General features: G+C 61.0%; 19 protein-coding genes and 1 riboswitch. Of the genes, 8 read left to right on the top strand and 11 right to left on the bottom strand.

Translation table 11 applies throughout. The features are described 5' to 3' along the window. The first annotated feature begins 5 nt into the window (after nucleotides 1–5). Nucleotides 6–752 carry an RsiV family protein gene (locus TU73_RS01875; RefSeq protein WP_057010716.1) on the top strand — a complete coding sequence of 249 codons (747 nt, stop codon included), beginning with the start codon at nucleotides 6–8 and terminating at the stop codon, nucleotides 750–752. 124 nt (nucleotides 753–876) lie between these two features. Here TU73_RS01875 and thiC read toward each other — a convergent pair whose 3' ends face one another. Then, entirely contained in the window at nucleotides 877–2,766 is a 1,890-nt protein-coding gene (thiC, locus tag TU73_RS01870) for a phosphomethylpyrimidine synthase ThiC (protein WP_046070624.1), read from the bottom strand. 149 nt (nucleotides 2,767–2,915) lie between these two features. Then, a riboswitch (TPP riboswitch) is annotated at nucleotides 2,916–3,021 on the bottom strand. A gap of 196 nt (nucleotides 3,022–3,217) precedes the next feature. On the opposite strand from thiC, the gene TU73_RS01865 reads away from it, so the two are divergent. Further along, nucleotides 3,218–4,657 (top strand): TolC family outer membrane protein, encoded by a 1,440-nt coding sequence (locus TU73_RS01865; protein WP_057010715.1) that lies wholly within the window; start codon nucleotides 3,218–3,220, stop codon nucleotides 4,655–4,657. Between the two features lie 118 nt (nucleotides 4,658–4,775). Here TU73_RS01865 and waaA read toward each other — a convergent pair whose 3' ends face one another. Together waaA and TU73_RS01855 are read right to left on the bottom strand one after the other, a co-directional pair. Further along, a complete protein-coding gene (gene waaA, locus TU73_RS01860; RefSeq protein WP_057010714.1) occupies nucleotides 4,776–6,053 on the bottom strand; it encodes a lipid IV(A) 3-deoxy-D-manno-octulosonic acid transferase in 1,278 nt (425 codons plus the stop codon). Between the two features lie 23 nt (nucleotides 6,054–6,076). Then, nucleotides 6,077–6,967 (bottom strand): LysR family transcriptional regulator, encoded by an 891-nt coding sequence (locus tag TU73_RS01855; RefSeq protein ID WP_057010713.1) that lies wholly within the window; start codon nucleotides 6,965–6,967, stop codon nucleotides 6,077–6,079. 103 nt (nucleotides 6,968–7,070) lie between these two features. Here TU73_RS01855 and TU73_RS01850 point away from each other — a divergent pair, with 103 nt between their 5' ends. Genes TU73_RS01850 through TU73_RS01835 form a run of 4 tightly spaced genes read left to right on the top strand, consistent with a single transcriptional unit; the run spans nucleotide 7,071 to nucleotide 10,447 of the window. Beyond that, entirely contained in the window at nucleotides 7,071–7,406 is a 336-nt protein-coding gene (locus TU73_RS01850; protein WP_057010712.1) for a DMT family transporter, read from the top strand. Nucleotides 7,407–7,461: 55 nt separating this feature from the next. Then, entirely contained in the window at nucleotides 7,462–8,637 is a 1,176-nt protein-coding gene (locus tag TU73_RS01845) for an NAD(P)/FAD-dependent oxidoreductase (protein ID WP_057010711.1), read from the top strand. After that, a complete protein-coding gene (locus TU73_RS01840) occupies nucleotides 8,634–9,446 on the top strand; it encodes an aldo/keto reductase (RefSeq protein ID WP_057010710.1) in 813 nt (270 codons plus the stop codon). The genes TU73_RS01845 and TU73_RS01840 overlap by 4 nt, the downstream gene beginning before the upstream one ends. 41 nt (nucleotides 9,447–9,487) lie before the next feature. Continuing rightward, nucleotides 9,488–10,447, top strand: coding sequence for a hypothetical protein (locus TU73_RS01835; RefSeq protein ID WP_043047922.1), 960 nt, complete (start codon nucleotides 9,488–9,490; stop codon nucleotides 10,445–10,447). A gap of 33 nt (nucleotides 10,448–10,480) precedes the next feature. Here the strand turns inward: TU73_RS01835 and hldE are convergent, their stop codons facing one another. Both hldE and msbA read right to left on the bottom strand, forming a co-directional pair. Beyond that, the gene (hldE, locus tag TU73_RS01830; RefSeq protein ID WP_046070617.1) at nucleotides 10,481–11,905 is read right to left on the bottom strand and encodes a bifunctional D-glycero-beta-D-manno-heptose-7-phosphate kinase/D-glycero-beta-D-manno-heptose 1-phosphate adenylyltransferase HldE; all 1,425 of its coding nucleotides are present in this window, start codon (nucleotides 11,903–11,905) and stop codon (nucleotides 10,481–10,483) included. Between the two features lie 192 nt (nucleotides 11,906–12,097). Next, nucleotides 12,098–13,903 carry a lipid A export permease/ATP-binding protein MsbA gene (gene msbA / locus TU73_RS01825; protein ID WP_057010865.1) on the bottom strand — a complete coding sequence of 602 codons (1,806 nt, stop codon included), beginning with the start codon at nucleotides 13,901–13,903 and terminating at the stop codon, nucleotides 12,098–12,100. A 158-nt stretch (nucleotides 13,904–14,061) separates the two neighbouring features. Between msbA and TU73_RS01820 the strand changes: the two genes are divergently transcribed. Beyond that, complete coding sequence (locus TU73_RS01820) at nucleotides 14,062–15,918, top strand: O-antigen ligase family protein (RefSeq protein ID WP_057010709.1); 1,857 nt, start codon at nucleotides 14,062–14,064, stop codon at nucleotides 15,916–15,918. 56 nt (nucleotides 15,919–15,974) lie between these two features. On the opposite strand, the gene TU73_RS01815 is transcribed toward TU73_RS01820, so the two are convergent. From TU73_RS01815 to TU73_RS01790, 6 genes are all read right to left on the bottom strand, one after another. Continuing rightward, a complete protein-coding gene (locus tag TU73_RS01815) occupies nucleotides 15,975–16,856 on the bottom strand; it encodes a glycosyltransferase (RefSeq protein WP_057010708.1) in 882 nt (293 codons plus the stop codon). After that, nucleotides 16,853–18,001, bottom strand: coding sequence for a glycosyltransferase family 4 protein (locus tag TU73_RS01810; RefSeq protein ID WP_057010707.1), 1,149 nt, complete (start codon nucleotides 17,999–18,001; stop codon nucleotides 16,853–16,855). Before TU73_RS01810 ends, TU73_RS01815 begins: the two co-directional genes overlap by 4 nt. An 86-nt stretch (nucleotides 18,002–18,087) precedes the next feature. Next, complete coding sequence (locus TU73_RS01805; protein ID WP_057010706.1) at nucleotides 18,088–19,494, bottom strand: PIG-L deacetylase family protein; 1,407 nt, start codon at nucleotides 19,492–19,494, stop codon at nucleotides 18,088–18,090. Further along, on the bottom strand, nucleotides 19,491–20,387 hold the full coding sequence (locus TU73_RS01800; protein ID WP_057010705.1) for a GNAT family N-acetyltransferase: 897 nt from the start codon (nucleotides 20,385–20,387) through the stop codon (nucleotides 19,491–19,493). Before TU73_RS01800 ends, TU73_RS01805 begins: the two co-directional genes overlap by 4 nt. Next, nucleotides 20,388–22,145, bottom strand: a complete 1,758-nt coding sequence (locus TU73_RS01795; protein WP_057010704.1) for a carbamoyltransferase family protein — start codon at nucleotides 22,143–22,145, stop codon at nucleotides 20,388–20,390. A gap of 119 nt (nucleotides 22,146–22,264) precedes the next feature. After that, nucleotides 22,265–22,600: a YceK/YidQ family lipoprotein gene (locus tag TU73_RS01790; protein WP_057010703.1), complete on the bottom strand. Its 336-nt coding sequence runs from the start codon at nucleotides 22,598–22,600 to the stop codon at nucleotides 22,265–22,267. 202 nt (nucleotides 22,601–22,802) lie between these two features. Between TU73_RS01790 and TU73_RS01785 the strand changes: the two genes are divergently transcribed. Further along, nucleotides 22,803–24,881: a TonB-dependent receptor family protein gene (locus tag TU73_RS01785; protein ID WP_057010702.1), complete on the top strand. Its 2,079-nt coding sequence runs from the start codon at nucleotides 22,803–22,805 to the stop codon at nucleotides 24,879–24,881. Nucleotides 24,882–24,959: the final 78 nt, after the last annotated feature.

The raw sequence follows: 24,959 nt of genomic DNA, 5'->3' as shown, positions 1-24,959 counted from the left end.
CACACATGTCGCTTTTAAGAATCGCCTCCGTGGCCTGTATTGCCTTGACCCTGGGTGCCTGTCAAAGCCTGTTCCAACCCGGCCATCTCAAGCCGCTGGACACCACCCCCGATAAAACGGAGCAGATCAAGCCCGGCTGCGACAGCCCTGACTGCCCCCTGGTGAACATCGACACCCTGCACTTCCCGGCCGAGCCGCAGCTCGACACCCTGGTAGAGCAACGCCTGCTGCAAATGACCCGCACCACCCCGGGTGCTGCCGTGCCGGCCACCTTGAATGCCTATCGTGACAAGTTCCTGCGTGAATCGCCGAACCGCCACAGCATGTACTTGCAGGCCAAGGTACGCGAGCAGCATGACGCACTGGTGATCATTGAAGTGTCCAGCTACCTGGACACCGGCGTCGCCCACGGCGAGCCGGGGCGCGGCTTCATCAATTATTCACGCCTGCTGCACAAGGAGCTGAGCCTGGCCGACATGCTGTTGCCCGGCCAGGAACAGGCGTTCTGGAACGCCGCGAAGGTCGCCCACAACACCTGGCTGATCAACTCGCAGATGGACCGCGACCCAGAGTTCGTGAAGAGCTGGCCGTTTCAGAAAACCCCGAACGTGGCCCTGACCAGCAGCGGCGTGGTACTCAAGTACAACGTCGCCACCATCGCCCCTTATGCCATGGGGCTGATTGAAATGACCATCCCTTATGCGCGCCTCAGCGGTGTGATCAAGCCTGAACTGGTGCCGGCTCGCCACTGAAGAGGGTGAAGGCCCAAGGGGCTATCCCTGAGGGGATTTGTTATTTGGGAGATGCCTATCGGGGGCGGTGCGACGATTCGACTCGCCCCCGATGAGGCCGGTACAAGCAACTGCGTTTTGCGAATCAGACCTTCTGGTACAGCTGGCTACCTTCGCGCTTGAACCGCTCCGCTTGCTCTGCCAAACCCTTGGCCACGTCCACATCCACCGCTTCAATACGCTGGTTGGCCGCGTACTCACGCACTTCGTGGGTGACCTTCATCGAGCAGAATTTCGGCCCGCACATGGAGCAGAAATGCGCGACCTTGGCCGACTCTTTCGGCAGGGTCTCATCGTGGAACGCCCGTGCGGTATCCGGATCCAGGCCCAGGTTGAACTGGTCTTCCCAGCGAAACTCGAAGCGCGCCTTGCTCAAGGCGTTATCGCGAATCTGCGCACCCGGATGGCCTTTGGCGAGATCGGCGGCGTGCGCGGCGATCTTGTAGGTGATGATCCCGGTCTTCACGTCATCCTTGTTCGGTAAACCCAGGTGCTCCTTGGGCGTGACATAGCAAAGCATGGCGCAACCGAACCAGCCGATCATCGCCGCACCGATACCCGAAGTGATGTGGTCATAACCCGGTGCGATGTCAGTGGTCAGCGGGCCGAGGGTGTAGAACGGCGCCTCGTCGCAGCACTCCAGCTGCTTGTCCATGTTCTCCTTGATCAGTTGCATCGGCACGTGGCCAGGGCCTTCGATCATGGTTTGTACGTCGTGCTTCCAGGCGATTTTGGTCAGCTCGCCCAGGGTTTCCAGCTCGCCGAACTGTGCGGCATCGTTGGCATCGGCGACCGAGCCCGGGCGCAGGCCGTCACCCAGGGAGAAGCTGACGTCATAGGCCTTCATGATTTCGCAGATTTCCTCGAAATGCGTGTAGGCGAAATTTTCCTTGTGGTGGGCCAGGCACCACTTGGCCATGATCGCGCCGCCACGGCTGACAATGCCGGTGACGCGATTGGCGGTCAGCGGCACGTAGCGCAGCAACACACCGGCGTGGATGGTGAAATAGTCCACACCTTGCTCGGCCTGTTCGATCAGGGTGTCGCGGAACAGCTCCCAGGTCAGGTCCTCGGCGACGCCGTCGACTTTTTCCAGGGCCTGGTAGATCGGCACCGTGCCGATCGGCACCGGCGAGTTACGAATGATCCACTCGCGGGTTTCATGGATGTGCTTGCCGGTGGACAAGTCCATGATGTTGTCCGACCCCCAGCGAATGCCCCAGGTCATCTTCGCCACTTCTTCTTCAATGGACGAACCCAGGGCGCTGTTGCCGATGTTGCCGTTGATCTTCACCAGGAAGTTGCGGCCGATGATCATCGGTTCCAGTTCGGTGTGGTTGATGTTGGCCGGGATGATTGCGCGGCCGCGGGCGATTTCTTCGCGCACGAATTCAGGCGTGATGATCTTAGGAATGCTCGCGCCAAAGCTGTGCCCGGCATGTTGCTGCTTGAGCAGACCGGCTGCGCGGGCCTCTTCGAGCTTCATGTTTTCGCGGATGGCCACAAACTCCATCTCGGGCGTGATGATGCCTTTGCGCGCGTAGTGCATCTGGCTGACGTTGGCGCCGGCCTTGGCACGACGCGGGTTTTGCAGGTGGGCAAAGCGCAGGTAGGCCAGGTCCGGGTTATCCAGGCGTTCCTGGCCGTATTTGGAGCTCAGGCAGGACAGGCGCTCCGTATCGCCCCGCTCCTCGATCCAGGGCGAGCGCACATCAGCCAGGCCCTTGCGCACGTCGATGACAACATTGGGGTCTGTGTAGGGCCCGGAGGTGTCGTAGACCACCACGGGGGCGTTGATTTCGCCACCAAACTCGGTGGGGGTCACATCCAGGCTGATTTCCCGCATGGGCACGCGGATATCGGGGCGCGAGCCCTGTACGTAGATTTTTTGCGAGCGGGTAAACGGCTGCACGGAGCCGGAGTCGACCTTGGCCGATTCACTCAGGTGCACGGTATTTTTTAGTTTTGTCGTCATCACGGGCTCTCCAACTTATCCAGGCGGTGGATTTTTGTCGGAGCGAACCTGTGACGGATGGACGCACTGAAACCAGTGCTGTGCTCGGTACTCGAGGGCCGTTCGATGGTCGAATAACATCCCGGACGAAGCACAAGAGGACTCGCCGGGTGACGAGAAATCTTGTTCCCTACGCAGGCGTTAACCTGATCAGGTTCAACGGGATCCGGTATTTACCGATCTCAGCCTTCCAACAAGGCACCCCGACAAGAACTCGGCCAGTCTAGACCATGGCGTGGGCAAATTGCCAATAGCGGTGCATTCAGCGTGATGAATGGCGTGATCGTGGGATTGTTGTGCCGTGATCCGGCCACTACACTCGGGCACTGCCTCAAGGCTTGACGCCGGGAATGGCCAGCCTTAGCCTTGAGCGCTAAATTATCGCCGTAATATTTAAACTAGGGATCGCCTCATGCTGCGCAAACTCTCACTGGCTCTTGCCGTGTCTTGTGCGACCAATGGAATGGTCTGGGCAGCTGAAGCGCCCTTGTCCACCAACACCGACCTGGTCAGCGTCTATCAGGAAGCGGCGCACAACAACGCCGACCTGGCCGCTGCCCGCGCCCAATATGGCGCGCAAAAAGAAGTAGTGCCCCAGGCTCGTGCCGGCTTGCTGCCAAACCTGTCGGCCGGTGCCGATAGCAATAACGTGCGCACCCAGATCGACCAGCCGGCCGCCACGGCCAACCGCGACGCCCACTCCTGGCGCGCCACACTGAGCCAGCCACTGTTCCGCGCCGATCGCTGGTTCCAACTGCAAGCCGCCGAAGCCGTCAACGAACAAGCCTCGCTGCAACTGTCGGCCACCGAGCAGAACCTGATCCTGCAAAGCGCCGAGAGCTACTTCGCCGTGCTGCGCGCCCAGGACAACCTGGCCTCGACCAAGGCCGAAGAAAATGCCTTCAAGCGCCAGCTCGACCAGTCCAACGAACGTTTTGACGTGGGCCTGTCGGACAAGACCGATGTGCTGCAATCCCAGGCCAGCTATGACACGGCCCGGGCCAACCGCATCGTTGCCCAGCGCCAGGTAGATGACGCCTTCGAAGCGCTGATCACCCTGACCAATCGCCAATACAATTCCATCCAGGGCATCGTCCACACCCTGCCCGTGCTGCCGCCGGCACCGAACGACGCCAAGGCCTGGGTCGAAACGGCCGGTCGCCAGAACCTCAACCTGCTGGCCAGCAACTACGCGGTGACCGCCGCTGAAGAAACCCTGCGCCAGCGCAAGGCCGGGCACTTGCCGACCCTCGACGCCGTCGCGCAATACGAAAAGGGTGACAACGACGCCCTGGGTTTCAGCAACCCGAATCAGTTGCCCATTCCGTACGGCGGTGATGTGTCGCAACGCACCATCGGCCTGCGCCTGAACATCCCGATCTACAGCGGCGGCCTCACCAGCTCGCAAGTGCGCGAATCCTATTCGCGCCTGGACCAGACCGAGCAACAACGCGAGGGCCTGCGCCGCCAGGTGGTGGAAAATACCCGTAACCTGCACCGCGCAGTGAATACTGATGTGGAACAGGTACAGGCACGCCGCCAGTCGATCATCTCCAACCAGAGCGCGGTGGAAGCCACGGAGATCGGTTATCAGGTGGGCACGCGCAATATCGTCGATGTGCTGGATTCACAGCGCCAGTTGTACGCGTCGGTGCGCAACTACAACAACAGCCGCTATGACTACATCCTCGACAACCTGCGCTTGAAGCAAGCGGCGGGCACGCTCAACCCAGGGGATTTGCAGGATCTGGCCCGCTATCTCAAGGCCGACTACAACCCGGACAAGGACTTCCTGCCGCCGGACCTGGCCAAAGCCGCTGCCGAACAGCTCAAGGCCCGCCCCGGCTATTAAGCGCACCGCTAAAGCAATGTGGGAGCTGGCTTGCCTGCGATGCAGACACCTCGGTACATCAGGTACACCGAGGTGATGCTATCGCAGGCAAGCCAGCTCCCACATTTGATTGGTGTTGTCAGTGCTTGATCAGTTTGTCCAAACCATCCAGCAAGCGTTTGAGCGCGCCCTGATTGGCCTGCATCACCTTGAGCCCCGCCTGTGCCATCTTGCGTGCGTCCTGAGGTAATTCGAACAACTGTCGCACCGCCTCGGCCAGCCCGTCGGCATCGTCCACCTCTCGCAACGCCCCGGCGTCGCGCATCATCGCGGTGATGTCGAGAAAGTTGAAGACATGCGGGCCCATGATCACCGGTTTACCCAGCGCCGCCGGTTCCAGCGGGTTGTGCCCACCCGTCGGCACCAGGCTGCCGCCGACGAATGCGCTGTCGGCCAGGGCATAAAAAAACAGCAACTCGCCCATGGTGTCGCCAAGCAGCACCGAGGTTTGCTCGGTGACCGGCTCACCGCTGGTGCGACGCACGGTGGCAAACCCTTGCTGCACGCAGCGCTCAAACGTCGGGCCAAAGCGCTCCTGATGACGGGGCACCAGAATCAGCAGTGCATTGGGATAGTTCGCCAGCAACTGGCGATGAGCTGCCAGCACCACACCATCTTCACCTTCGTGGGTACTGGCGGCGATCCAGACCGGACGCTCGCTGGCGCCCCATTGTTCACGCAGAGCGGCCGCGCGGGCCGTCAACTGGGGGTCGATGCTCAGGTCGAACTTGATCGAGCCGGTCACTTCCACGGTTTCAGGGCGCGCACCCAAACTGCGAAAGCGTTCCGCCTCGGTCTCGGTCTGTACGGCGAACAAGCTCATTTCTGCCAGCATCGGAGCCGTCAGCTTGGCGAACCGCGCATACCCCTTGGCCGAACGCGCCGACAACCGTGCATTGGCCAGTGCCACCGGGATACCGCGCTGGGCGCAGGCATGGATATGGTTGGGCCACAGCTCCGTTTCCATGATCACCGCCAGCTTGGGCTGCACGCGATCGAGAAATCGCTTGGCGGCGCAAGGCAAGTCGTAAGGCAAGTAGCAATGCTGGATGCGCGGCTCGTTGGCGAACAGTGCCTGGATCCGCTCGGAACCGGTGGGCGTCATGCAGGTGACGGTGATCGGCAGCTGTGGATAACGCTCCAACAAACCACGAACCATCGGCGCGGCGGCAATGCTTTCGCCCACCGACACGGCATGCACCCAGATCCCGCCGGGGCGCATCGCCGGCAAGCCATAGGAAAACCGTTCGCCCACACGCTTGGCATAGGCCGGCGCCTTGCGCGCGCGCAACCACAAACGTAAGGCCACCAACGGCAGCGCCAGGTAAAACAGACAGCTGTAGAGAGTTCTATTCATGGCGGCGGAGTTTATCGGCTTTTTCAGTCGATCGCCTGCAAGCACTCGGCAAAACGTCTGGCCAGGAAACGAGCGGCGGGTCCAAGGTGTTCATCGCGGCGCCACACCAGCTCCACCACGAGGGCAGGCGGGGTCCATTCGCTGGTCAATTCGACCATCTGTTGCTGGTAGGTCGGGTATTGCACGATATGCCGAGGCAGCCAGGCCCAGCCCAGGCCACTCATCAGCCACTCGGCCAATACGTAGAAGCTGTCGGCGCGCCACACCAGGGGGCTGGCCGCCTCGCTGCCGGGGTAGACACTGGTCTGGGTCGACATCAGCAACTGCCGAAACTGGGCCAAGTGTTGGCACGTCACGTAATCCTTCTTGGCCAACGGGTGGTTCACACCGCACACCGTGACCATTTCCACGCTGCCCACCACCCGTCGCTCCAAGGCTTCGGGAATCTGGTCGTGATAGAACAGCAGCCCCAGGTCCGCCTTGCGCTCCACCAGTTTGCGTGCCACATCGCCCTGGGCCGCGCTGGACAACTGCACCTCCAGCAGCGGGTATTGCACGGCCAGCGCCTCCAGGCTATCGAGCACAGGCTGGAACAACATCGCCTCATCCTGGGCCAGGCGCAGGCAGGCTTCCTCGCCGCGAGTCAAGGACAGCGCCCGTCCGTTGAGGCGCTCACACTGGCGCAGCACTTCACGCGCTTCCTCCAGTAATACGGCGCCGGCCTCGGTCAAACTCGGCTGGCGGCCGCTGCTACGTTCAAACAGGCTCACGCCCAAGTCCGCTTCCAGTAAAGCAATGCCATTGCTGATCGCCGATTGGGCCTTGCGCTGATCGCGGGCGACGGCCGAAAACGAACGCCGTTCGGCGACGCTGACAAACAGGCGCATCTGTTCCAGGTTCCACTGCACGCTCATGGCTCAACCCATCTCCAATCCAGATAGGTAATGACTTTACCGCATCTGGCAAACGACTAGAATGCCGACCTTATCGAGTACCTAACACACCGAGGGTTTCCCCATGAATGCCGCCTATATTTACCTGGCCATTGCCATTTGCTCGGAAGTGGTCGCGACCGTCTCCATGAAAGCGGTCAAGGGCTTGAGCACACCGATCCCGTTGCTGTTGATGATTGTGGGTTATGGCGTCGCGTTCTGGATGCTCACCCTGGTGGTGCGTACCGTGCCGGTGGGCGTGGCCTATGCGGTCTGGGCGGGGCTGGGGATCGTGATGGTCAGTGTCGCAGCGTTGTTCATCTATGGGCAGAAGTTGGATGTTCCGGCGATGCTGGGAATGGGCCTGATTGTACTGGGCGTGGTGGTGATTCAGTTGTTCTCGAAAACCGTCGGGCACTGACCGTCACTCAACAGCCTGTATACTGCGCCTCTTGTCATGAACACTGAGGTTGCCGATGCCATCCGTTATTTCCACCGACGTTCTGATTGTCGGCGCCGGGGTTGCCGGCCTATGGCTCAACGCACGCCTGCGCCGCCAAGGGTTTTCCACGGTAGTGGTGGAAAGCGCCACCCTGGGTGGCGGGCAAAGCGTGAAATCCCAGGGCATCATCCACGGCGGCGCGAAATACGCCCTGCACGGCGCCCTCACCGGCGCCTCCGAAGCCATTGCCGACATGCCGCGCCGCTGGCGTGAAGCCTTGACAGGCGACGGTGAGCTGGACCTGTCCGGCGTACGCGTACTGTCCCAAGCCCATTACCTATGGTCACCGGGTACCCTCGCTGGCAACCTCACCAGCTTCTTCGCCAGCAAGGCCGTGCGCGGGCGGGTCGATCAGGTCAAGGGCGACGAGTTGCCGGCGGCCCTGCAAGACCGCCGTTTCAAGGGCAAGGTCTATCGCCTGGCGGAGTTGGTGGTGGACGTACCGAGTCTGATTGAACGCCTGGCACAACTGGCGGGTGACGGCTTGCTTGCCGGCCAGCACATCGAGCCCCTGCTCGAGGACGGCACCCTGGTGGGCTTGAAGGTCGACGGCCGCGAGATCCGTGCCCAGCGCATCGTATTGAGTGCCGGCGGCGGTATCGCCGATGTGCTCGCGGCCCTGGGCCTGAGCCAGCCGGCCATGCAAAAACGCCCGCTGCATATGATCATCGCCAAGGGCCCGGGCCTCAAACCCCTGTATGCCCATTGCCTGGGCGGCGGCACCAAGCCGCGCCTCACCGTGACCACCCACCCGGCTGCCGACGGCAACTGGGTATGGTACATGGGCGGCGATATCGCCGAGGCTGATGGCGTGGCACGCACACCAGAAGAACAGATCGCCACCGCACAGAAGGAGTTGGCGCAATTGCTGCCCTGGATCGACATGAGCCAGACCCAGTGGGCAACCCTGCGGGTGGATCGCGCCGAACCGCTGCAATCGGGGCTGACCCGCCCCGATAACGCCTTCCTCGCCGAAGAAGGCCGCCTGTTGGTCGGTTGGCCGACCAAGCTGGCCCTGGCGCCGGACTTCGCCGACCGGGTCCTGCACGCCCTGGAACGCGACGGCATCCGCCCTGGCGCCAGCGCGCCGCTGCCCGACCTGCCAAAACCGACTATCGGCCAACCTGCCTGGGAGCAACTGTTGCCATGAGCCTGCTAACCCTGCACGACTTTCATCGGCCCTTGGGCAACACCGGCCTGCAGGTGTCGCCATTGGGCCTGGGTACCGTCAAGCTGGGCCGCGACCAGGGGGTGAAATACCCCAGCGGCTTTCAGATCCCCAGCGACGAAGCGGCACGCAGGCTACTGCTCCTGGCCCGCTCGCTGGGCATCAACCTGATCGACACCGCACCGGCCTACGGCATGAGCGAAGAGCGCCTGGGCCCGTTATTGCGCGGGCAACGCAAGAACTGGGTGATTGTCAGCAAGGTCGGCGAAGAATTTGCCAATGGCGTGTCCCGGCACGATTTCAGCGCGGACCATACGCGGATGTCGATTGAACGCAGCCTGAAACGCCTTGAAACGGATTTTATCGACCTGGTGCTGGTGCATTCCGATGGCAACGACTTGCATATCCTCAACGATTGCGAGGTTTACCAGACCCTGGCAGAGCTGAAAAAAGATGGCAAGATTCGCGCTTTCGGTTTTTCCGGCAAGACCGTCGAAGGCGGCATAAAAGCGTTGGAACAGGGTGATTGCGCGATGGTCACCTACAACCTCAACGAGCAGGCCGAAAAAGCCGTGATCGATTATGCAGCAGCCCATGGCAAAGGCATCCTGGTGAAAAAGGCCCTGGCCAGCGGCCACGTGTGCCTGGAGCCAGGAATGGATCCAATTGATGCCAGTTTCAAGCTGTTGTTTGCGCAAACGGGCGTCGCCAGTGCTATTGTCGGGACCATTAATCCGCTGCACCTGGCCCATAACGCGGCGACCGCTGCCCGGGTCATTCGTCAACTCTGATGCCGCCGACGCGGCCGACCCCGTCGCAAGAAGGAGCCGACATGCCGCGAACGCTGATTCGAAAAAACCCGAGTAACTTCAAGACACTGCCGCTGCACGTCGAAGCCACCCCCGAGGGCCTGAGCTACCAGAGCGTCGGCATGCCGCTCAACTTTGCCCAGACCCTGCAACGGCGCAAGCCGGTAGAGGTTCCGGACGCCGAGCGCTTCGCCCTCGAACTGGCGAACCTCGGCGTTTCGGTACGCCTGACCCTGCATTGGCAGAACAAGGATTACTGGGTGCTGGTGCGCCAACGCCGCCAGGACCGTGGCGATGTGGTGCTCAAGCTGATCTCCGGCTACGTTCCGGCCCATGAACTGAACCTGCCACTGCACACTGCCATCCAGGAAATTGCCGAGGAATGCCTGCTCGAAACCCCGGAAGGCTGGCTCGGCGGGCGCTTCAACGACACTTGGCTGCCGGCGCCCTACTCCGCCGCTCTGCACTACCGCGAAGCCCTGCCGTTTCGCCTGAGCCCCTTGTCCGGCGCCGCTCGCCCGGTACGCTGCGCAACCACCCAATTGATCGAGCGCCCGCGGGCCTACGTGCACCTGCCGACGGCGTCACTGCAGTTGATTTATGACCTGCGCCTGGAAGTGCCGAAGGAAGCCAAGTCACTCAGTTTGTTCCATGTGGATGAGCGCCTCGAAGGCGACCAACTGGTGGCGCGCCTGGACCGTCAGCGCCCGGACCTGTACCTGATGCCGTTGAAAGACGGCGAGCCGCTCGCCGAGTTGTATACCGTCAAGAAAGACCAGTTGTACCCGGCCAGCACACGCGGCTTGTACCTGGCGGAAAGCTTCGCCCGGCAGGAAGGCTGGCTGGTGCGCGACGAGCGGATTCGCTGGAAGGATTGGCTAAGGCAGCAGGGCCTGGCAGAACCGGAAAAGGACTCGAAACTCAAGCGTCTGACCGGCAAGGCGCGGCAGATGCTGCGCAAGATCGTGCCGAAGAAGAGCTAGGGGCGAGCAGGCTCGCCCCGGGCGTCACGGGTGTCACTCGTTGTTGCGGATCTTTTCGACGATAGCAGTGGTAGAGCTGTTTTCAACCAGCCCCAGCACCTTGACCGTGCCGCCATAGGCACTGACGATATCCGCACCGACCACCTTATCGACGGTATAGTCACCGCCCTTGACCAACACGTCGGGCTTGACCTGGGCCAGCAGGTTCTCCGGAGTATCTTCGGAGAAGCTGATCACCCAGTCCACCGCACCCAGCCCCGCCAGCACCGCCATGCGCCGGTCGACACTGTTGATCGGTCGGCCCGGGCCTTTCAGGCGGCTGACCGACGCATCGTCGTTGACCGCAACGATCAGGCGATCGCCTTGGGCACTCGCCTGCTCCAGGTAAGTCACATGCCCGGCGTGCAGGATATCAAAGCAGCCGTTGGTAAAGACTATGCTCTCGTTGTGGGCGCGGGCATCGTCAATCGCCAGCAGCAATTGCTCCAGGCCCAGCACGCCGCGTTCCGAGCCTTCGGAACGCTGGATCGCACGGCGCAATTCCGGTGCGCTGATGGCCGCGGTACCCAGCTTGCCCACCACAATACCCGCCGCCAGGTTGGCCAAGGCCACGGCGTGAGGCAACTCTTCGCCGGCCGCGATGGACGCCGCCAGGGTGGAAATCACGGTGTCTCCGGCACCGGTAACGTCGAACACTTCACGGGCCCGAGCCGGCAGGTGCATGGCCGGATGGTCAGGTCGCAGCAGGGTCATGCCGTGCTCGCCACGGGTCACCAGCAAGGCGCCCAGGTCGAGTTCAGCCATCAGTGCGGCACCCTTGCTCACCAACTCGTGCTCATCGACGCAACCGCCGACGATAGTTTCGAACTCGCTCAGGTTTGGTGTCAGCAGGCTGGCGCCTCGATAAATCGAGAAGTCCTTGCCTTTGGGGTCGGCCAGCACCGGAATGTTGCGGGCCTTGGCGGCCTGGATCAACACCTGGTGGTTCTGCAAGGCACCTTTGCCATAGTCGGACAACACCAGCACCTTGACACCTTCGAGCCACGCATCGACCTGGTCGCTGAGGGCCAGGGCATTGGTGGCGAAGGGTTCTTCGAAATCGATACGCAGCAATTGCTGGTGACGGCTCATGACCCGCAGCTTGACGATAGTCGGCTGATGGGCGATGCGCTGGAACAGCGCGCGCACGCCGGCACCCTGCAAGCTGTTGGCCAGGCTGTCGGCAGCCTCGTCGTCGCCAGTCACCCCTACCAGGGAGGCCGGGGCGCCGAGGGCGGCAATATTGAGGGCGACGTTGGCAGCGCCACCTGGGCGGTCTTCGATTTGCTCGACCTTGACTACCGGCACCGGCGCCTCAGGGGAAATCCGTGAGGTACCGCCATGCCAGTAACGGTCGAGCATGACATCGCCGACCACCAAGACAGCGGCTTGATTGAATCGCGGCATGGACAACTTCATGGAGCAACCCACATACAAAATGAACAGGGGCGCGATATTAGCACAGGGTTTGCGATGGCTTGCGCGCACTGCCGGCCAAATGTGGAAGAGGGCTTGCCCCCGATGGCGGTGTATCAGCCAGTATTTCTACAAGCTGACACTCCGCTATCGGGGGCAAGCCCCCTTCCACATTAGCTCTGTGTCGCTGTTGGATCAGGTGATGTCAGCCGCTACCGGTGCATCCAGGCCCATGGCATGCAGGCGGGCGTAATAACCGTTCTGCGCCAGCAACTCGCCGTGGGTGCCGCGCTCGACAATTCGGCCGTCGTCCATCACCAGGATCAGGTCAGCCTTTTCGATGGTCGACAAGCGGTGTGCGATCACCAGGGTCGTGCGGCCTTGCATGACCTTGTCCAGTGCCGCCTGGATATGCCGCTCGGACTCGGTGTCGAGGGCCGAGGTGGCCTCGTCGAGAATCAACAACGGCGAATTCTTGAGCAGTGCCCGGGCAATGGCCAGGCGCTGGCGCTGGCCGCCGGACAACAGCACGCCGTTCTCGCCGACCTGGGTATCGAAGCCTTTGGGCAACTGGTCGATGAAGTCCTTGGCGTTGGCATCCGCCGCCGCCGCTTCAACGTCGGCGCGAGGCGCACCGGCCAGGTCGCCGTAGGCGATGTTGTTGGTCACGGTGTCGCTGAACAGCGTCACGTGCTGGGTGACCTGGGCTATGTGCTTGCGCAGGTTGAGCAGCTTGTAGTCTTCGATCTCTACGCCGTCGAGCAGGATTTCGCCGCTTTCATGGTGGTAGAAGCGCGGGATCAGGCTGGCCAGGGTTGATTTGCCGCTGCCCGAACGTCCCACCAGGGCGATCATCTGCCCAGGCTCGGCGGTGAAACTGATGTCCTTGAGCACATGGCGTTCGGTGCCAGGGTAGGTGAAGTTCAGATTGCGCACTTCCAGGCGACCGCTGACCTGGTCACGCTCGATGGTGCCGTGGTCGACCTCAACGTCTTCGTCCAGTTGTTCGAAAATGCTTTCGGCGCCCGCCACGCCTTTCTGGATGGTCGAGCTGACCTCGGACAGTTGGCGGATCGGCTTGGGCAACAAACCGGCCAGGGTGATGTAGGCCACCATGTCACCGGCAGAGGCGTCGCCACGCAGGTACAGGACCAGGAACATCAGCACAGCCATGGCGGAGTAGATCACCAACTGCAATGCTGGCGTGTAGATCGCCCCGGTGCGGGTCATGCGCAGTTGCTTGTTGGTGTTGCTCTGGCTGGCCTTGAGGAAGCGCTTCTCTTCATAGACTTCGCCACCGAAGCTGCGTACCACGCGATAGCCCTGGATGGTCTCCGAGGCCACATGAGTGACGTCGCCCATGGCCACCTGGATCTTTTTGCTCTGCTTGCGGAATTTCTTGCTGGCGGTGCTGACCATCACGGCAATCAGCGGCAGGATCGCGATCATGACCAGCGTCAGTCGCCAGTTCATGTACAGCAGGGAGGCGAACAGGAAGATCACCGTCATGCCTTCGCGGATCACCACCTTGATGGCATCGGTCGCCGCCCCGGTGACCATGGTCACGTTGAAGGTGATGCGGGAAATCAGGTGCCCGGAGTTGTGGTTATCGAAATAACGGTTGGGCAGCGTCAGCAAGTTGTTGAACAACTGTACCCGCAGGTCGTGGACCAGGCCCAGGGAAACCTTGGCCAGCAGATAGTTGCCCAGGAACGAACCCAAGCCCTGCCAGGCCGCGATCAGGATGATCAGCAGCGGCACGGCCTGCAGCAGTTGCAGGTCGCGCAGGAATGGCACGGTCGGGAACAGCACGGCTTCCGGGTTGGAGAGGCCGTCGACAAAATACTTGAGGATGTAACCCAGCATCGGCTGGGTCGACGCGAAAATCAGAAATCCGAGGATACTCAATGCGAACAAGCCCATATAGGGCTTAACGTAACTGAGCAGACGGAAGTATATTTTCAAGCTCGAAGGGCTTGCGCTCGGACTGGAGTCGGTCATATCACGCGGCGTTTTGAAAAAGGAGGCTGACTTTAGCACAGCTTCTCTGTTGTACTTGCACCCGGTGTAACCCGCGGCCCGGTTGGATCCGACCGGCGACATTACATGGCCACTAGCTTAAGATGGTTGGCTTTCTCTTTCTGGAATGGCTCTACTGTATGCACTCCAAGCGCCTTAACTATGGCTCAAATCGCGTTTTCGACTTCCTGGTCCTGTGGATTTTGCCTGTTGGCTTATTGCTGCTCCTGAGTGCACTGTTCTTCGTCGGCAATCGTAATGTACTGCACCGGATTTTCTACATCCTGTTCAGCGTACCGACTTTGTTTCTGTTGTGCATGCGCCCCAGGGAATTCAAGGATCTGTTGCGCGAGCCGCTGGCACTTGCCTTTCTGGCCTTCTCTGCCTGGGCGTTGACCAGCCTGCTCTGGAGCCCCGAACACAGCACCGACACCGACCTGTTCAAGCGCCCGCTGAACACCTTCATGCTCTTTGGCGGGTGCGGGCTGTTGCTGCATTACCGCAATGAGTTGTTCAAGCCGATCTTCTTTAGCGCGGCGGTGATTGCGCTGGTGGTCAGCCTGGGTAACCTGGTGGCGTTCGCCAAGGGCTATTCGCCCGGTTTGCGCATGATCGGCGGTCTTGGTGCTCTTGATAACCCGCTGTTGAGTTCGCATCTTTTTGGGTTTTTCACCGTGTACTGGCTGTATGTCTGCATGACCACTCAGCGCATGAAGGTGTTGTGGTTCAGCGTACCGGCCCTGGCAATCATGACTGCGGCGGTTCTGGCGACCGGCTCACGCACGCCGCTGGTGGCGCTGGCGCTGGCTATCTTGTGGATGAGCTTTGTCAGCCGCAATCGCCGTGCGGCACTGCTGATCACCGGCATGGTCCTGGGCGCCGCGGGACTTCTGTTGTTCTTCCCCGAAATGATCACTGGACGTGGCAGCTCGTTTCGCTTTGAGCTGTGGACCATGACACTGCAGCTTATTGCCGAGCACCCTTGGATCGGACATAGCTACGACTCCGAGCTTTACCTAATGGTGGCCAATGACTACCAACTGCGCGAACCCCATAGCTTCGCCCTAGGTGTGCTGTATTACGTCGGCATCATCGGTTTTATCCCGTGGATTTTCATGCTCGGTTGGGGCCTGTACAAAGGCCTGAAGGAACGCGCCCAGCCGCTGTTCATCCTGGCTTCGTCACTCCTGGCCTACGGCATCGGAGCAGGCCTGACCGAGGGCGGCGGCATTCTGTCGCGACCCAAGGAACACTGGTTCCTGCTGTGGATTCCCCTGGCGATTATCACCGGCCTGAGCATCGCCCAGCGCCATCGCAGCCTGTTGCGTATGCCGGTGCAAAACCTGAAGACCGCAGCCTTCGAGCAGATGTGCAACAACGCCCATGTCATTGAAGCCGATGGCCTCGGACCTAAAGTCCTGCGCCTGGAAGATGGCAGCTTCCTCAAGCTGTTCCGCCCACGCCGCTGGTACACCTCCGGCAGCTTCAACCCTTACTCCGAACGCTTTGCCAGCAACAGCGAGCAATTGCGCACCCTTGGCATCCCCACGCCACACATCCTCGGGCTCTATCGCCTGAGCGATGCCAGCAGCTCCGTGGCCTACACACCACTGCCCGGCCTGACCTTGCGCCAAGCGCTGCAAAGCCTGGACAGCAGCTTGCGTGAATCACTGGTGGAGCGTTTTGGCCGGTTCATGGCGCAACTGCACGAGCGTGGCGTGTACTTCCGCTCGCTGCACCTGGGTAACGTGCTGTTGATGGATGACGGTGAGTTCGGCCTGATCGACGTGGCCGACCTGCGCATCTACCCGTCCTCACTGCGCCACGCACTGCGCCAACGCAACCTGCGCCACATGCAGCGCTACCCACAGGATCGAAACTGGCTGTTCGAAACGCACTTCGAGCAACTGGTCAAAGGCTACGCCTCGGTGGCAAGCCCAGCGGCTACCGCGAAAATCCGCGAGCAAGTGCAAAGCCTGGCTAGCCCGGCCAAGTAACACAAAAGGCGACGATCACCGGGTGATCGTCGCCTTTTTCTTATCCCCTCCCGCTCTCAGCCCTTGAGCGGCGCCAGATACAACCTCACCAACCCACGCAACGTCTTGCGCCCCCAGAACTTCAACGGGATCTGCTTGAGAATCTCCCGCGCCAGTGGGCGATCGCGGTCGGCAGTCTTGAGGAACATCGAGTTCAGGAAGTTGTAGCGCACCGCATCATAAGCCGGGTGGTCGCTGAACTTGGCATAGGTCTTGAGAATATTCTGGATCATGTAGCGGTGGTTCTTGTACGTGTTGCTCGCGTGCTGGCGATACTTGGCCATCACCACGCCAAGGGCGTCGATGGTGTAGCCCGCCGCCGTGATCTTCAACTGGATCAGCAGGTCCTCCAGGGGAATCTGCGGGTCGAAGCCACCGACTTGCTCCAGCACTTCCCGACGAATCAGCATGGTCGGCGCCGGTGGGAACGGCTTGCGGTCCATGAAAATATCGTCGAAATCGAGGCTGCGAAACGGCAGGTCGCGGCGTTGTTTTTTCTCCGGATGCAGGTTGTCGTCAGCATCGATCAGCTCGATGTTGCCAGCACACATGCCCACCTTGGGCTTGCCATCCATATACGCCACCTGAGTGGCAATACGGTCCGGCAGCATGATGTCATCCGAGCCGAACGGTGCGATCAGGCTGCCCTTGGCGCGCGCGATCGCACCGTTCAGGGTGGCGCTGAGGCCTTGGTTCTGTTGCACCTGGAAGTCAAAGCCGTGCTCGGCCTGCAGACGCAGGATACGTTCGACGCTGTCGTCCTTGGAACCGTCATCCACCACCAGCAATTCGATATTGGGGTAAGTCTGTCCGAGTACGCTGAGGATGCTCTGTTCGATGTACTGGCCGTGGTTATAGGAGGCGATAATCACCGAGACCAGGGGTTGTGGCTGATTCATGCTCTACCTACTTCACGCAGACCGGTTTCAATCAGGGTCAGGTACTTGTGCTTGAACTCTTCAAGGGTGTGATTGGCCTGCAGATAGCGGAACACCTCTTCACCCTTGGCGCGCAATTGTTCATCGCTCAGCGCCAGGTAGGTATCCAGGGCCGCGGCCAGTTGCTCGACGTTACCCGGATCATGGGACAGGCCGCCCGCGCCCTGCACCAGCGGCAGCATCGCCGGGCCATTGGAGGCAATCACCGGCAAGTGGCCGCTCATGCCTTCCAGAAGCGCCAGCCCCAGGCCCTCGAACAACGACGGCATGGTCCAGATATCGAAGCCGCGCACATACTTCATGCCGTCTTCGCGAAAGCCCAGCAAGTGCGCGCGACCAGTCAGGCCCAGGCGCTCGATATCCGCACGCAAATCGGCTTCGGCGCGACCGGAACCGATGATGCCCACCTGGGCCTCAGGGTATTTGTCCTTGAGGGTCGCGAAAGCCTGCAACAGATGGGTATGGCCCTTGATCGGCACCAGACGACCCAGGGCGCCGATCATCCGTGCGTCCATAGGCAGGCCCAGGGCCTTGCGGGCGTCCTCGCGGCTCAGTTGCAGGGCTTCGGCCTGGGGAATGTCGATGGCGTTGGTGACATAGGTGGTGTTGTCGCGGGTGAAGCCGCAGTTGAGGTTCACCAGGTAGTCCTTCACCGCCTCCGACACCCCGACAAACCGCCATGCCGGGCTGACCCAGCGTTGGGTCTGGCGACGACGATAGCCACGGGCATACTCGCCAAAACCGTGGGAGATACCGATGCACAGCGGGATTTTCAGCCAGCGATTGAGCGAGAGCATCATGTTTACCGACTTGAAGCGGTTACAGATGACCACATCGAATTTCTGCTCGCGGCAATACTTGTAGATCTGCCACATGGCGCCGAAGCGAATGCCCTTGAGGGACTTCTCCGGCAGCTCGAAATAATGGGAGTGTTCAGCCACGCTCAGGGGCTGGCCGGGCAGCGGGCGGCCGCTGAGAAATCCGGATGTCACCTCGAAACGCTCAGCCGGCAAGGACTTGACGATTTGCTCACCCAGGTCGGCGAAATCATTGGTCTTGACGTTGTAGTCCGGCTGTAACTGCAAAACCTTGAAACGCGGCTTCATAACTCTCCATGCAGCGATCTGGCTACGGGCACGCAGCCCGGTAAAAAAGGGCGACAGGCGAATACCGACCTGCCTTCAATAGGCTCTCAGTCCTGCTTCAGGACCCACAACAGCTCGTGACGGCGCACGGCCTTGCGAAAGAATTCATTCTCGCCGTAGGGCGACGGCTTGCGGCCCGCCAGCAGTTGCTGTAACCACCTGCGCACCCGGCGCTTGAACGGCGCGGGCGGTTGCAGGTCATGCATCATGCCCAAGGCCATGGCCTTGTCCTGCTGCTGGCTCAAACTGAGCGCGAAGCTGCAAGGCACCATCTCTATTGTGGTATCGAAACGCGGCGGCAGCGCCACCCCGACCCCGGAATCACCCATGGGCCAACGGTCGTTATCATGCAGGTGATTGGCGTAGCCGAGCAACGTGTCGGGCTGCCACTCCAGGCCTTGCAAGGCTTCAAGGATCGCCGCGTGGGCGCAGATGTGGTCCGCGTGTGGGTCGAGCAATGGCGTGGGCAACACGATCACCTGAGGCCGCGCCTTTAGCAGCAGTGCCCGCAGGTCGGCAATCAGGTTATGCCAGGTCGGCGCGCCGTCCACATCCCCCGGCAATGCAAAGCCGTTGAACTGGCGAAACAGTCGCGTATCGTTTAAGTCAGCTTCGCGGGAAGCCATAGGTTGATCCGGGGTAGCCTGCATGGCCTGCAACTGCATGCAGAAGTAGCCCAGTTGCACGCACTGCGTCTCGGGCACGCCAGCCCAGCGCGGCACGGCGATGCTGTCCCAGGCACGCAGGCGACCCTTGAGACGAGCGGCTTCAGCCTTGGGCAGCCCCATGTGCTGGTAATGTTCGGCTTCAATTTCACCAGCGGTCAGGGTCACGATCCAGCTTTCGGGCGCCTGGCTGTAGAGGCTGAACGCCGCCAGCTCGGCATCGTCGGCGTGGGGCGCGACCACCATCACCCGTTGTTGGCGATAGTCCGGCTGGCGAAAGCGCCAGAGTGTCGGCTGGCCCTTGATCCGGCAGAAACGCCCGCGCAACCTGACATTGCCCGCCGCCAAGGCTTCGGCGCCGCCGGTCAGGTTCAGGTAACGCCGCCCGGCGACGCCGCGCTCGAAGACTTGCCGATCCGGCATCTCCAGGCCCAAGACGTCCACCGCAGGGTCGAGGAACCGCCCAAGCCAGGCGCTTTTCAACTCGACACCCACGATCAGGGTTTCATCGGCCGCCAGAGGCGTGTCCAACAACAGCCGCCCCGCCTCCAGGCGCAGACCGGGCTGTTCGCTGTCGGCCGGGAACGCATACCCGTAGCTGTCTTGGGGCGAGTAAAACAGGTGATCGGCAAACCAGGCTTCATGGGCCGCCCACAGCAGCACCGCCAGGAGCAGCGGCAACCACCAAGCCACCAGGACGCCGGCTGCCACCAGCGCCAGCAAGCCGATCAACAGCGCAATACGCTTGTTACGCCGATGGCGCTTGAGCAGTTGCTGTTTACGGCTCATACACTGAATACCGGCACCGGATTGCACCAGCGCTCCTTGTATTCGCGGTCGGAACGGCCGAAGGAGAAACGCAGCGACTTGTTCGCCGCCCGCGCCTGTTCCCACGCGCTTTGGGTATTGAGGAAACTCAGTACGCTGCCGGGGCTGAATGCACGGGTTTCAGGGTCGACGCCGCCGTTGACATACTCGGCGCTGAACCACTCATTGGACTGCACCTGATACACCAGTTGCACCGCAATCGGCGCGTCGTTCAGAAACAGCACCGAGCCGAACAGGAATTCCTTGAGCAACTCCAACACCTCGGCCAGACGCGCCGCGCCCGCCGCCGGGAAGCCCCACCGGCGCTGGAACAGATCGCAATAAATCGCCGCCAGTTCTGTGCTGGAAAACTCACTGACCGCCCGTACCACGCCGCCCGCCTCTTCCAACAGGCGCAGTTCACGCCGCTGGTTGTAGCGAAATTTCTTCGACAGGTCTTCGGGAGTACGCGCCATGGCCAATTGCTCGGCCTGGGGCTTGAGGGTGCTCACGCGCCCCTCGTTCAGTGCCGAGAGGTAGCGCGCACGATGCCGCAACGGCACCTGCGCATCGGCGGCAATCGGCAGGATGATCTCGGCATTGCCCAGATCAAACAGGCCTTTCTTGCCGCTGCGCTTGAGCACGTCCTTGGACAGCGCCAGGTCGCGCCCCCAGGTGGCTATTGCCCCCTTGAGTTCACCACCTTGCACCCAGCCCAGGTAGCGCACAGGTATCTGCGCCAGCCCGGCCAACCGCTCGATCACCTGGGGATGAGTCGCCACGCTGCCGCCATAACGCTGCCAGGCCTGGGCGTAAACCTCGGCCTCGACAGGCGCCCAGCCACGTTCCCGCCAGCCCTGGAAGCGGTTCAGCATTTAAACCACAGCGTCATAAGGGTCCACGCCATCCTTAACCACCAGGATGTCTTCCATGATCAGGTACTGCAGGTCCGAGCCGAAGAACATGTTCAGCGCGTCGGTCGGCGAGCAGATCATCGCTTCGCCACGACGGTTGAGCGAGGTGTTCAGGGACACGCCGTTACCGGTCAGCACTTCCAGCTCTTTCATCATGTCGTAGTAGCGCGGGTTGTATTCGCGCTTGAGCACCTGGGCGCGGGAAGTACCGTCTTCGTGCACCACTTCCGGAACCCGGGCCTTCCACTCTTCGGCGACTTCAAAGGTGAAGGTCATGAACGGCGCGGGGTGATCGACCTTGATCATCTGCGGGGCAACGGTGTCGAGCATCGACGGGCAGAAAGGCCTCCAGCGCTCGCGGAACTTGATCTGGTGGTTGATGCGATCTGCCACGCCGGTGGCACTTGGGCAACCGATGATCGAACGACCGCCCAACGCACGCGGACCAAACTCCATGCGGCCCTGGAACCAGGCTACCGGATTGCCGTCGACCATGATCTTGGCAATGCGCTTAGGCATGTTCTCGATCTTGCGCCAGTTCGGCTTGCTCGCGTGCTTGGCGCACGCGGCGATCACGTCTTCGTTGCTGTAGGACGGGCCCAGATAGACGTGTTCCATCTTCTCGACCGGTACACCACGAGCATGGGACACGTAGGCCGCCGCACCGACGGCGGTGCCGGCATCGCCGGAGGCCGGTTGTACGAACAGTTCTTTTACGTCGTCACGGGCAATGATTTTCTGGTTCAGCTTGACGTTCAGCGCACAACCGCCGGCGAATGCCAGCTTGCCGGTGTCCTTGAGAATGTCGCCCAAGTAGTAATCGATCATCTGCAGGGCCAGCTTCTCGAACAGCGCCTGCATGCTGGCCGCGTAGTGGATGTATGGCTCGTCGGCGATATCGCCTTCGCGCTTGGGGCCCAGCCACTCGATCAGTTTAGGCGAGAAGTAGAAACCCTTGCCCTTCTCTTTATAACGACGCAGGCCGATGACGTTGGCGTAGTCGGTGTTGATCACCAGCTCGCCGTTTTCAAACGAGGCCAGGCGCGAGAAATCGTATTTGCTGGCGTCGCCATACGGCGCCATGCCCATGACCTTGAACTCACCGTCGAGCATCTCGAAACCGAGGAACTCGGTAATTGCGCCATACAGGCCGCCGAGGGAGTCCGGATCGTAGAATTCCTTGATCTTGTGGATCTTGCCATTTTCGCCGTAGCCGAAGAAGGTGGTGGCGTATTCACCCTTGCCGTCGATGCCCAGGATCGCGGTTTTTTCCTGGAAGCCCGAGCAGTGATAGGCGCTGGATGCGTGAGCCAGGTGGTGCTCTACCGGTTCGATCTTGATTTTCTTCGGATCGAAGCCCAGTTGCTCCAGGCACCAGACGATCTTGTTGCGATAGCGCTTGTAGCGACGGTTGCCCATCAGGATCGCGTCGAGGGCACGGTCCGGGGCATACCAGTAACGCTTGGCGTAGTGCCAGCGCGCCTCGCCGAACAGGCTGATCGGCGCGAACGGGATCGCCACCACGTCAACGTCCGAAGGCTTGATGCCGGCCTGTTCAAGGCAGAACTTCGCCGACTCGTAAGGCATGCGGTTCTTTGCATGTTTGTCGCGTACGAAGCGCTCTTCTTCGGCGGCCGCAATCAGCTTGCCGTCGATATACAGGGCTGCGGAAGGATCATGGCTAAGGGCGCCGGACAGGCCAAGAATCGTCAATGCCACAGGGGTCTAGCCTCTTTTAGTCTGCATGCAGGCGCATCGCGCCTGAAAAAAGTGTGCCTCTCGCCTGGGCGAGAAACAGCTAAAGGGCGGGATTATAGCTTAAAAGCAGTGGGAAGCTGTTAGCGCAGCTCAATGCTGCCGTCCGCGCTTTGGCGGTAGATCGTGTAGGGCAGGACGAGCGTGTCCAGGACAGCAGAAACGGGCACATCAAGAATGGCCCAGGGAATACCATTCAACGAGAGATCACTTGCGGAGTTCGGCGGTCCATGCAAGACACACAAGTCATAAACCACGCCGCTATAAACACGCGGAACAGAGTTGCAGTAGGTTTTCTTCCTCTTGAGGTCCAGAACAGTGACGTCATCGCCACGCAGCACCGTGGTCGTAGTGCCGCAGCCGCCCATGAGCAACGATATTCCCAGCAATACCAGCAACCTCAGAATAGGAGTCCGCATAGTTGATTCTTCTTGTTTGTTAAAAAGACCGAAAACCTAACACCACAGAACCAAGGCTTCAGGCTTACGCAGTCGACGCTAAGCGTAGGAAGCATCCCATTGCGCCCAGCGGTAAGGATTTCGGCAAATCAGAGGACGAGTCGTTAAACTTGTAACATTTTCGCCTACGCCCCTCACTTGCGCGCTACCAACCGGCCTTTTCATGACTCCTTCTGCTCCAACCTGCCTTGCCTTACTGCTGGGCCTGTGTAACACCGCCCAGGCCGACAATGCGCCCCTGATCCTGGACCCCAGCGTGGTCACCGGCTCGCGCAGCGCCAGCCCGACCTTCGACCTGCCGTATTCGGTGGACGGTATCAGCCGTGAGCAAATCAGCGAGGGACAATTGGGCATCAACGCCTCCGAAGCCCTGTCCCGCGTGCCCGGCCTGGTGGTGCAGAACCGCCAGAACTATGCACAGGACTTGCAAATTTCATCCCGCGGCTTCGGCGCCCGTTCGGCGTTTGGCGTGCGCGGTATCAAGCTGGTCGCCGATGGCATCCCCGCCAGTACCCCGGATGGTCAGGGCCAGGCTGCCACCTTCAACCTCGACACCGCCGAGCGTATCGAAGTGCTGCGCGGCCCGGCGGCGACGCTGTATGGCAGCAACGCCGGCGGCGTAATCCAGATGTTCTCCCGCGACGGCGAAGGCCCTCCGCACATCGGCGCCGAAACCCTGGTGGGCAGCGACGGGCTGAGCAAGAACCACCTGAGCGCTGAAGGCGCGGCCAACGGTGCCGGATTCGTGCTGGATGCTTCGCGCATGGACACCAACGGCTACCGGGATCACAGCAGCGCCCGCCGTGACCAGACCTTCGCCAAGCTCAACTTGCAGCCGGATGACGACAGTAAGCTGGCGTTGATCTACAGCAGCCTGGAGCAGAACGGTACGCAGGATCCACTGGGGCAGACCTGGGCAGCGTACAAGGCCGACCCGCGCTCGGTAAGCGCCAATGCGCTGAACTACAACACGCGCAAAAGTATCGATCATCAGCAACTGGGGATGAATTACGAGCGGTATTTCGGTGGCGCGACCTTGCAGGTCAATGCCTACACCGGGCGCCGTAGTGTGATTCAGTACCTGTCGATCCCCAAGGGCACGCCCGCCAACGAACGCGGTGGCGGCGTGGTGCAATTTGACCGTAAGTTCTACGGCGGCAGCGTGCGCTGGATGCAGCCCATCGAAAGCGCGCCTGGCGATCTGATGATCATTACCGGCCTGGACTTCGACCAAAGCGAAGACAACCGCCATGGCTATCAGAACTACAGCGGCAACACCCTCGGCGTGAAAGGCCAATTACGCCGCGACGAAATCGACACGGCTCGCAGCCTCGACCCGTATATCCAAGCCAACTGGGCCCTCGACCGCTGGACCCTGCAGGCCGGCGTGCGCCACAGCACGATGCAGATGGACGTTGACGATCAGTTCCTCAGCAATGGCGACGCCAGCGGCAACAAGACCTACCAGAAAAACACACCGTCGATGAGCGTGATGTATGCGTTCACCCCCGACCTGCACGGCTACGTCAGCGCAGGCAAAGGCTTTGAAACCCCGACCCAGGCCGAGCTGGCCTATGCACCAGGCAACACCGAGGGCTTCAACTTCGGCTTGAAGCCGTCTGAAAGTACGCAATATGAAATGGGTGTGAAAGCGCAACTAAACAACACGCGGATCAACGCCGCCGTTTTCCAGATCACCACCGAGGACGAACTGGTGGTGCAGCAATCCATCGGTGGCCGTACCAGCTACCAGAACGCCGGCCGCACATTGCGCCGCGGCTTCGAACTGGGTGTTGAAAGCCAACTGAGCGACCATTGGAGCACCAGCCTCGCCTACACCCGCCTGCACGCAACCTACGACAGCGACTTTGCCAGCGGCGCCAACACCATCGACAAAGGCAACTACCTCCCCGGCGTGCCACAAACCACCCTGTTTGCAGAACTGAACTGGAAACCACGGGACTGGGTCAGCACCGCCATCGAAGGTGTATACCGCAGCAAGGTCTATGTAGAAGACACCAACCAGCAACATGCCGCACCGGCCTACAGCGTCTTCAACTGGCGCGCACGGTTTGAGCAGAAGGTAGAGCACTGGACCTTTCACCAGACCCTGCGCCTGGATAATCTGCTGGATCGTCAGTATGTAGGGTCGGTGATCGTGGGGGATGGCAATAGCCGCTATTACGAAGCAGCGCCGGGGCGATCGTGGTATGCGGGGGCTGGGGCGCAGTACCAGTTCTGAATGCAGCGCCTGGACGGGCGCCATCGCGGGCAAGCCCGCTCCCACATTTTGACCGCGTTCACAGATCAAGTGTGGGAG

The organism is Pseudomonas libanensis, from assembly GCF_001439685.1.
Lineage (GTDB): Bacteria > Pseudomonadota > Gammaproteobacteria > Pseudomonadales > Pseudomonadaceae > Aquipseudomonas > Aquipseudomonas libanensis.
The sequence above is the reverse complement of the archived record's forward strand: the minus strand, read 5'-3'. Positions and strand labels throughout refer to the sequence as shown.